The sequence below is a fragment of the Mesorhizobium sanjuanii genome (genome assembly GCF_002529485.1).
Taxonomy (GTDB): domain Bacteria; phylum Pseudomonadota; class Alphaproteobacteria; order Rhizobiales; family Rhizobiaceae; genus Mesorhizobium; species Mesorhizobium sanjuanii.
Genome location: NZ_NWQG01000056.1, coordinates 20,420 through 29,750, shown reverse-complemented (window position 1 = coordinate 29,750; position 9,331 = coordinate 20,420). Strand labels below are relative to the sequence as shown.

Below are 9,331 nucleotides of genomic sequence, written 5' to 3'. Positions count from 1 at the left end.
ATGCTGGAGCGGCGCTACGAGGCCTACAAGACGCATGTCGTCAAACCGTTCTTCCGCGAACACATCGCCCGCCTCGACCGTCAGATCGTCCTGATCGACGCCTTGCAGGCCCTGAACGCCGGTCCAGGCGCGATGGCCGATCTGGAACGCGCGGTGACCGAGATCCTCGCCTGTTTCCGTCCCGGCCGGGGCAATTTCCTGACGGATTTCTTTTCAAGGCGCATCGACCGCATCCTGGTGGCGGCGACGAAGGCCGACCATCTGCATCATGAAAGCCACGACCGGCTGCAGGCAATCGTGCGGCGGCTCGCCGACCGCGCCGTAGCGCGGGCGAATTTCACCGGCGCCGATGTCGATGTGGTCGCCATGGCGGCCGTGCGCGCGACGCGCGAAGGCACGGTCAAGCAAGGCCGCGAAACGCTGCCGGTCATTATCGGTACGCCGCTGAAAGGCGAGAAAATCAACGGTGAAACATTTGACGGAAAAACAGAAACAGCCATATTTCCCGGAGACTTACCGAAGAAAGCTGATGCTGTTTTCGATATCTCTGGGCCAGACCATCGGCAGAACAGTGAGGACCCTGCGATTCGCTTCGTACGCTTTCGCCCGCCAAAACTCGAACGCACCGCCGAAGGCGTCACGCTCTCGCTGCCGCATATCAGGCTCGACCGCGCCGTGCAGTTCCTGATCGGAGATCATCTGGCATGACCGCGCCACGCAAGCCGGCGGCATTCCGCATCGAACCGGAAGCTCCGCCAACCCAGGAAGCACCGGGCAAGGAAGTACCGGATGGTCGCCGCGCCGACACACAGGCTGTGCGAAAACCCCGCGCGGTAAAGGCCGACGTCTCGGTCGTCGTGCCCGCCGAGATCGACGTCTTCGACGAACCCGACATCGCCGCGGAACCACCGCCGGCAATCGCGCCGCGCAAGCGTTCGTTGCTCGGCAGCATATTCTTCGGCGCCATGGGCGTTCTGGTTTCTCTGGCCATCGGTCTGTGGACTGACCAACTGATTCGCGACCTGTTCCAGCGTGCGCAATGGCTGGGCTGGTTGGCCGCCGGCATGGCCGCCATCGCGGTTATGGCGCTGTTGGTCATTCTCGTCCGCGAATTCCTGGCGATCTCCCGTCTCGCTGAGGTCGAAAAGCTGCAGAAACGAGCGCTCGACGCCATCGCCCGCGACGACCCGAAGGCCGCGCGCGCCGTGGTCGACGAACTCTCCGCCTTTGTCGCGGCCAAACCCGAAACCGCGGCCGGCAGGCGCGCACTGGCCGAGTTGCGCGGCGAGATCATCGATGGCGGCAATCTGGTGCGCCTGGCCGAGGCTGAAATCCTCGGGCCGCTCGATGCGCGCGCCAAGGTAATGATCCTCGATGCGGCAAAGCGCGTGTCATTGGTGACGGCCGTCAGCCCGCGTGCGCTGGTCGACGTCGCCTATGTCGTGTTCGAGGCCGGCCGATTGATTCGCCGCCTGTCGGAGCTCTACGGTGGCCGGCCGGGCACGCTCGGGTTCTTTCGATTGGCGCGCAGCGTTCTCGCCCATCTGGCGGTCACCGGCTCGATTGCCGTCGGCGACAGTTTCGTGCAGCAGATCATTGGCCATGGCCTTGCCGCGCGGCTCTCGGCGAAGCTCGGCGAAGGCGTCGTCAACGGCATGATGACGGCGCGCATCGGCATCGCCGCGATGGAGACTGCAAGACCCCTGCCCTTCAGCGCCGCGAGGCGGCCGGGATTGGGTGATTTCCTGTCCGCGCTGACATCGTTCGCAACGAAGAAAGAAAGTGAACCCACCCCCGACAAGTGAAGAACCGCGTATCCTTCGGACGTTCCAGAGGGCGGTTGTAGTGCTTTGATTCTCGCGCGTGACCCCCGTTGAAATCGATTCCGGTTTTCGGGGGATATGCCGTTCGGCTGCCTGCATTTGCACGATGCCAATTGGTTCGACATGGCCCCAAAAGGCTTAAGCGGTCACCAAGCATTAACCAATCTTGTTCATGGTCGGGTGGGTTCCAAACTGATCTCTTTGTTGCCGGGTGTTGTCGATGAAAAGCGCAATTCTGTCCAGCGTCCTGCCCATGACCGTCGCGCTGGCCGCAACCGCCGGCCTGGCCGGGAAAGCCCTTGGAGCAGAGCCGGACAAGCAGTTCTTCCGATCGGTCGAAGGCAAATGGGTTGGCCCGGGAGAAATCGTCGCCGGCAAGTACAAAGGCACCAAATTCACCTGCAGTTTCACCGGCTCGACGCCTGACGGCAAGGTCGGCATGTCGCTCGACGGCGGCTGCCGCGTCGGTGTGTTCACCCAGCAGATGTCGGCGACCGTGCAGCACAAGGGCCGCCAGGGCTATAAAGGCAGCTTCATGGGTGGCGCCGCCGGCTCCGGCCTCGACATCATCGGCGGCAACGTGGTTGACCCGCACAAGGTCGTCTTCACCATCAACCGCAACCAGTTGCGCGGCGTCATGCAGGCTCTCGTGCCCGACGACAACTCGATGACGGTGACGGTCGCGGTGCGCGTCGACGAGCAACTGGTGCCGGTCATCGGCATGAAGCTGAAGCGGATCGATGCTGTCGAAGTCGGTTCGATCTCGCCGAACTGAACGCCCAGCGCCGCCAGCAACGCTGACCCTCTAGAGCAGAGCTTCGCAGACGCGCGCGACGGTACCACAACCTTGTGTGACGCGCCGGCAACACTAGTTGCGCCACGTCCCGAATTGGCACTGTTCGATCTCTGCCGAAGCCCCTATCTTGGCCGCTCGATCGCCCAATCCAGGCGATCGCCGGAAAGCGAGCGGAACGGCAGGCATGGCGGCAGAGGCATCGGCTAGCGAACTGATCCAGGTGGTGGCATTGCTCGCCGCCGGCGTGGTCGCGGTACCGATTTTCAAGCGCATGGGGCTTGGATCCATCCTCGGCTATCTCGCCGCCGGCGTGGTGATCGGCCCGTTCGGGCTTCGTATCTTTGCCGAATCGCAAGCCATTCTTCATGTCGCCGAACTCGGCGTCGTCATGTTCCTGTTCATCATCGGGCTGGAGATGCAGCCGTCGCGGCTTTGGGGCCTCAGGCGCGAAATCTTTGGCCTCGGGGCATTGCAGGTTGGCGTGTGCGCGCTGTTGCTGACAGGGGTCGGCCTGGCAGGCGGCTTTCCGGTCTCGCAATCCTTCGTCGCCGGCGCCGGCTTCGTGCTGACCTCGACCGCGATCGTCATGCAGCTTCTGGAAGAGCGCGGCGAAATCGCCGCGCCCAAGGGTCAACGCATCGTCTCCATCCTGCTGCTTGAGGATCTGGCGATCGTGCCGCTGCTCGCCCTGATCGCATTCCTGGCGCCGGGCGGCGCCCATATGAGCCTGACGGAGCGGCTAACGGAGGTGGGCATTGGTCTTGCCGCGATCGTCGGGCTGGTGCTGGCCGGACGCTATCTGCTCAACCCGCTCTTCCGCATCCTGGCCGATTCCCGCGCTCGCGAGGTGATGACCGCCGCCGCACTTCTGGTCGTACTGGGGTCGGCGCTTGCCATGCAGCTCTCGGGCCTGTCGATGGCAATGGGCGCTTTCCTGGCCGGTGTGTTGCTCTCGGAATCCACCTTCCGCCATCAGCTCGAAGCCGACATCGAGCCGTTCCGGGGCATCCTGCTCGGCCTGTTCTTCCTTGCCGTCGGCATGTCGCTTGACCTTAATGTGGTCGCGGAAAACTGGCGGCTCGTCGCCATCTATGTCGTTGCCTACATGGTAATGAAGGCGATCGGCATCTATCTCGTCGCCCGCATCCTCAAGACCGGCCACCGGGAAGCGCTCGAGCGTGCCGTCTTCATGGCGCAGGGCGGCGAGTTCGCCTTCGTTCTCTACTCCGCCGCGGCGGCGGTCGGCATCATCGACAGCCAGGCCAATGCGACGCTGACCGCGATCGTCATCATCTCCATGGTGCTGACGCCACTGGCCATCCTGGCGCTGCGCTATCTGACGCCGCGCGACGAGCAGTCGCTTGAAGGCATCGACATTGCCGACGGCCTGACCGGCAGCGTGCTGATCATCGGCTTCGGCCGCTTCGGCCAGATCGCCAGCCAGCCGCTGCTCTTGCGCGGGATCGACGTGTCGATCATCGACAACGAGGTCGAGATGATCCAGGCGGCGGCCGATTTCGGCTTCAAGGTCTATTATGGCGACGGCACGCGGCTGGACATTCTGCGCGCCGCGGGCGCCGGCCGGGCGCGCGCCGTGCTGATCTGCGTCGACAAGCCCGATGCCGCCGTCCGCATCGCTGAGCTGATCAAGGCGGAGTTTCCCCTGCTGACCGTGCTGGCACGCGCTTTCGATCGCGGAACCGCGCTGCAGCTCATCCGGGCCGGCGTCGACTTCCAGCTTCGCGAAACCTTCGAATCGGCCCTTGTCTTCGGCGGTTCCACCCTTGAGGCGCTTGGCGTCGATCCCGAAGACGTCGCCGAAGTCATCGAGGATGTCCGCCGCCGCGACGCCGCCCGTTTCGAGTTGCAGCTCGCCGAAGGCGTTCGCGCCGGGGCGCGCTTCCTCAAAGGCAATATCGGCACGCCCATTCCGACACCGCTCAGCACCCCGCGCCGCCCCGGCCAGGCGCTCAACGAAGAGACCGCCGGCGTGCTGCATAAATCCGAACCGGCCGACTGAGGAGCTCGCAGATGATCGAAATGGACGAGCGGGCCCTTGCGGTCGCCCGATTCTGGCGTGACGCCGGGGAGGATGCGTGGTTCGAGAAGAACGACGCCTTCGATGCCGACTTCCGCAACCGGTTTCTCGACCTGCATTATGCCGCTGCCCGGCGCGAATGCGACGACTGGTCGAACCATGCCGAAGGCTCGCTCGCCTTGATGATCCTGCTCGACCAGTTTCCGCGTAACTGCTTTCGCGGCACCGGGCACATGTACGCGACCGACCCGCTGGCGAGATACTTTGCCGGAAAAGCCATCGCCGCCGGCCAGGATCTGGCGCTCGACGAAGATTTGCGTGTTTTCCTCTATCTGCCCTATGAGCATTCGGAGCTGCTCGACGATCAAGAACGGTCGGTGGAACTGACGGCCACCAAGGCGTCCGAATATCTGAAATATGCTGAGGAGCATCTGGAGATCGTCCGGCGCTTCGGCCGCTTTCCGCACCGCAACAGGATGCTCGGCCGCGAGACGACGCTGGAGGAACAGGCGTTTCTCGATGGCGGCGGGTTTTCAGGCTGATCTCTGCCAGTGCCTGCCGGCCTCAGGCCAGCCACCAGTCGCGGCCGGACGGCAGCCGCTCTATGCCAACCGTATCGACGGCGGCAAGCCGCTCGGGCACGCTCCTGCCGCCGACGGCGAGGCCGGGCGCGATCTCGGCCAGCGGCGCCAGCACGAAGGCGCGCTCCAGCATGCGCGGATGCGGCACTTCCAGCCCCATTTCGTGGATGATGCGATCGCCGAACACCAATATGTCGATATCGATCAGGCGCGGTCCCCAACGTTCCTCGCGCACCCGCTTCAGTCTGCGCTCGGCGTCGAGACAGAGATCGAGCAACGCACGCGGTGTAAGCGCAGTTGATATTTCGGCTGCCGCATTGAGGAAATCCGGCTGGTCGAGCTTGCCCCAGGGCGGCGTCCGGTAAAGCGAGGAGGCCGCGACGACACGCGTCTTCTCGTCGCCATCCAACATGCGCAGCGCCGCAGCCATAGACTTTGCCGGATCGCCGAGATTGCCGCCAAGGCTGAGGTAGACGGTATTATTCTGGCCAGACAACGGTCACCTCGACATGATCGAGCACACCGGGCACCGGCGCGTTCGGCTTGCGCACGGTGATTTCGGCGCTTTTGATCTGCGGAAACCGCGCCGTCAGAGCCCGTGCCACCTCCAGCGCCAGCGCTTCGATCAGAAAGCGCCGCTCGCCGGTGACGATCTTTTCGATCACCGCGAAGGCAACGCCGTAATTGACCGTGTCGTCGATGGAATCATCGACCAGTGCCCGGCCCGGTTCGACCGTGAGCGCGGCATCGACATAAAAACGCTGGCCGAGCGTTTCCTCCTCGTCCAGCACGCCATGCCGGGCAAAGAAGGCGCAATTCTTCATACGGATGACATACATCGCTCAGCTTCCCGGGACATCTCGCGCCAACATAGCATCGGCAATGGCCAGCGCATCCATGTTGATTGCGACATCGTGGACGCGAAAAAGCTGTGCGCCCTTGAGCCTCAGAATGACGCTCGTTGCCGCGGTCCCCGCACCCCTTGCCGAGGCGTCGCGGCCGGTAACAGTGCCGATGAAGCGCTTTCGCGATGTGCCGGCCATCAATGGAAAGCCCAACGCATCGAGCTCGGAAAACCGCGCCATCAGGTCGAGGTTTTCCTCCGCTGTTTCCTTGGCGAAGCCAAAGCCCGGGTCGAGCACGATGTGGTCGTCGGCAACGCCGCTTCGCCGGGCGATTTCCAGTGATTTCCTAAGGAAGAAAAACTGATCCTCGATCACGTCGGGCAGTTTTTGCCGGTCACGCCCGGTGTGCATGATGACAAGCCCCGCGCCGGTTTCGGCCGCGACTCGCGCGATGCCAGCTTCGCGCTGCAGGCCCCAGACATCGTTGACGATATGCGCGCCGGCCGCCACCGCCAGCCGGGCGGTGTCCTCGCGATAGGTGTCGACCGAAATCAGCGCCTCGCCAAGCCGGGCCAGCGCCTCGATGACCGGCAGCACGCGGGCCTGTTCCTCGTCAGCGGTTACAGCGGAGGCGCCGGGGCGCGTCGATTCTCCGCCGACATCGATGACCGAGGCCCCCTCCTCCATCATGCGGTGTGCCTGGGCTACCGCCTGTTCGGGCGCGACGAACAGCCCGCCGTCGGAAAAACTGTCCGGCGTGACGTTGAGGATGCCGACGATCACGGACTTGCCGCCAAGGTCGAGATGACGTCCGTGCGCCAACTGCCATCGCCTTGTCGTCATTGTCCATCAACCATGTGTGATCCGCCAGAGATCAAATCCGTTGCGTCGACGACGGCCGTAAAGCAAGGTAGCTGAAGAGGCAACATGATGAAACGCCCCCTGCTCTGCGCTCTGGTTCTCGCAATGGCCGCTTTGCCTGCGGCGGCGGCGACATTGGTGAAAACATACAGCTATTTTCCGGTCGGCGGCAGGACGCTCGACGACATCGAGACTCAGCTCACCAAACATGGGCCTCGCGTGAAAAGCACCGGGATGAGGCATCCCGGCGCCACGCAAATGGCCTTCACCACGCATGTCGGCTACGCGGAGAATGCGACTTCCTGCCGGATCGTAGCGGCCACCGTGACCGTCAAGGTCAAGGTGATCCTCCCGGAGTGGCGCCGTCCGCGCAAGGCCGATGCCGGCGTAAGATTGTTCTGGGACACTCTGTCTTCAGACATCAAGCGCCACGAGGAACGCCATGTCGAGATCGCCAAGAACCATGCTGGGGCGCTTGAGAACGCGCTGAAAGCGAGCTACCCGCAGAAAACCTGCCAGGAGGCCAAGGCGAAGGCTGCCGAGATCACCGCAGCCATGCTAGCCAGGCATGACCAGGATCAACTGCGGTTCGATCGCGTCGAAAGCGTCAATTTCGAAAGCCGCATCATCCGGCTTTTGCGCTACCGCATGGAGCGCATCGAGAACGGCCGGTTGCCGCCGACCTGAGATTTCGCCGGGTCCGGAACGCGCCAGCGCGAGCCAATTTCGCCGAAGCATGGTGCCAGGCCGGAAAAACTTTCGAGCCCCTGTCGAAATCGGCCTATACGGGACGACATATGTCAGGTTCGCCAAGGCGAAGCCCCAGAACCATGAGACAACGATTGACGCGGCAGACGCACCGGACCGGCCTCCGGGGACGCACGCAAGCTCATGAAAGAGTTAAAACGATGGACCAGGCTGTCGACAAGCAGGCGACGATGGTGCCCCCATCACCGCTGACAGAGAGCGAGAAGAACGCCATCATCGGCGGCGTGCTGTTGTCGATGCTGTTGGCCGCGCTCGACCAGACCATTGTCGCACCGGCCATGCCGACCATCGCGCATGCGCTCGGCCATGCCCAATATCTGCCGTGGATCGTGACCGGCTATCTCCTGACCGCAACCGCGATGGCGCCGCTCTATGGCAAGATCTCCGACGTCCATGGGCGGCGGCCGACCGTCTATGCGGCCATCCTAATCTTTCTTGCGGGCTCGCTTGTCAGCGCCATGGCCCCCAACATGCTCGTGCTGATCATCGGCCGGGCGATCCAGGGTGCCGGCGGCGGCGGCCTTTTCGCCTTGGCGCAGACCGTCATCGGCGACCTTGTGCCGCCGCGCGAACGGGCCCGCTATTCCGCCTGGATCGCAGGCACATGGGCCGTCGCCAGCATCGCCGGGCCGCTGCTCGGCGGCGGCTTCGCCGAACATCTGCACTGGTCGTTGATCTTCTGGATCAACCTGCCGCTCGGCTTTCTGGCCATGGCGATCATCAACAAGCCGCTGAAGAAACTGCCGATCGCGGCAAAGCATCATCGCATTGACGGGCTCGGCGCATTGCTGCTTGTGGTGGCGACGGCCTTGCTGCTGCTGGCGCTGAACTGGGGCGGCAGCACCTATCCCTGGCTGTCCAGCGAAATCCTTGGGCTGCTCGCCTGTTCGGCAATGTTCTGGGGTGCCTTCGCGCTGCGGCTGCTCAAGGCGGCAGAGCCGCTCATCTCGCTCGAGGTGCTTGGCAATCCGATCGTCCTGACCGGTACATTGTCCATGTTCCTGCTGCAGGCCGCCAATATCGGCCTGGCGGTCTACCTGCCGGTCTACCTGCAATCGGTCGTCGGACTGTCGGTTGGCGAATCGGGGATAGCCATGCTGGGGTTGATGCTCGGCACCGTTGCCGGCGCGACATTCAGCGGCCGCGCGATGCCGCGCTTTGTCCACTATAAACGCATCGCGATGGTAGGGGTCACTTTCGCCATAGTGTGTCTCGGCGTGCTCAGCCTTGTGGCGGGACATGCCTCCCTGCTGGTTGTCGAAATCCTCACGACGTGCATTGGCCTCGGCAGCGGAACGACGTTTCCGGTTGCGGCCGTGTCGGTTCAGAATGCCGTCGATCAGCGGCATCTCGGCGTCGCCACCGGCGTGCTGACCTTCCTTCGCTCATTGGGCAGCGCCCTTGGGGTCGCCATGCTTGGCGCGGTCGCGCTGGGCTACGGCCTGCCGCTGGCCAGCGAAGGCGCGCGCACGACCAGCGCCGCTGCCGACGCCGCCGCATTCGCGATGATCTTCCTCGCCGCGGCCGTGACCCTGGTCCTGGCGCTGGTCGCGCTCGGGCTGATGCCGGAAAAGCCGCTTCGCGGCCATGCGGAGACCGCGCCGGTTCTTGCGGAGTAA

At 63.8% G+C, this 9,331-nt stretch carries 10 protein-coding genes; 7 read left to right on the top strand and 3 right to left on the bottom strand.

Annotated features, from left to right (window positions below):
* The 5 genes from CN311_RS11460 to CN311_RS11440 form a co-directional block, all read left to right on the top strand.
* A partial coding sequence (locus CN311_RS11460) for a YcjX family protein (protein WP_165779665.1) occupies positions 1-708 on the top strand: 708 nt, incomplete at its 5' end.
* Entirely contained in the window at positions 705-1,805 is a 1,101-nt protein-coding gene (locus CN311_RS11455; protein WP_097573779.1) for a YcjF family protein, read from the top strand. The genes CN311_RS11460 and CN311_RS11455, both read left to right, overlap by 4 nt.
* A gap of 238 nt (positions 1,806-2,043) precedes the next feature.
* Positions 2,044-2,598, top strand: coding sequence for a hypothetical protein (locus CN311_RS11450; protein ID WP_097573777.1), 555 nt, complete (start codon positions 2,044-2,046; stop codon positions 2,596-2,598).
* Positions 2,599-2,803: 205 nt separating this feature from the next.
* On the top strand, positions 2,804-4,639 hold the full coding sequence (locus tag CN311_RS11445) for a monovalent cation:proton antiporter-2 (CPA2) family protein (RefSeq protein ID WP_097573775.1): 1,836 nt from the start codon (positions 2,804-2,806) through the stop codon (positions 4,637-4,639).
* Positions 4,640-4,650: 11 nt separating this feature from the next.
* Positions 4,651-5,199, top strand: a complete 549-nt coding sequence (locus tag CN311_RS11440) for a DUF924 family protein (RefSeq protein WP_165779664.1) — start codon at positions 4,651-4,653, stop codon at positions 5,197-5,199.
* Between the two features lie 22 nt (positions 5,200-5,221).
* Here the strand turns inward: CN311_RS11440 and folK are convergent, their stop codons facing one another.
* Genes folK through folP form a run of 3 tightly spaced genes read right to left on the bottom strand, consistent with a single transcriptional unit; the run spans position 5,222 to position 6,926 of the window.
* Positions 5,222-5,734, bottom strand: coding sequence for a 2-amino-4-hydroxy-6-hydroxymethyldihydropteridine diphosphokinase (folK, locus tag CN311_RS11435; protein WP_097573773.1), 513 nt, complete (start codon positions 5,732-5,734; stop codon positions 5,222-5,224).
* Positions 5,718-6,077, bottom strand: a complete 360-nt coding sequence (gene folB / locus CN311_RS11430; RefSeq protein ID WP_097573772.1) for a dihydroneopterin aldolase — start codon at positions 6,075-6,077, stop codon at positions 5,718-5,720. Before folB ends, folK begins: the two co-directional genes overlap by 17 nt.
* Before the next feature lie 3 nt (positions 6,078-6,080).
* On the bottom strand, positions 6,081-6,926 hold the full coding sequence (gene folP / locus CN311_RS11425) for a dihydropteroate synthase (protein WP_097573771.1): 846 nt from the start codon (positions 6,924-6,926) through the stop codon (positions 6,081-6,083).
* 84 nt (positions 6,927-7,010) lie between these two features.
* On the opposite strand from folP, the gene CN311_RS11420 reads away from it, so the two are divergent.
* Positions 7,011-7,631: a DUF922 domain-containing Zn-dependent protease gene (locus tag CN311_RS11420; RefSeq protein ID WP_097573770.1), complete on the top strand. Its 621-nt coding sequence runs from the start codon at positions 7,011-7,013 to the stop codon at positions 7,629-7,631.
* A 110-nt stretch (positions 7,632-7,741) separates the two neighbouring features.
* Positions 7,742-9,331 (top strand): MDR family MFS transporter, encoded by a 1,590-nt coding sequence (locus tag CN311_RS11415; protein WP_342586627.1) that lies wholly within the window; start codon positions 7,742-7,744, stop codon positions 9,329-9,331.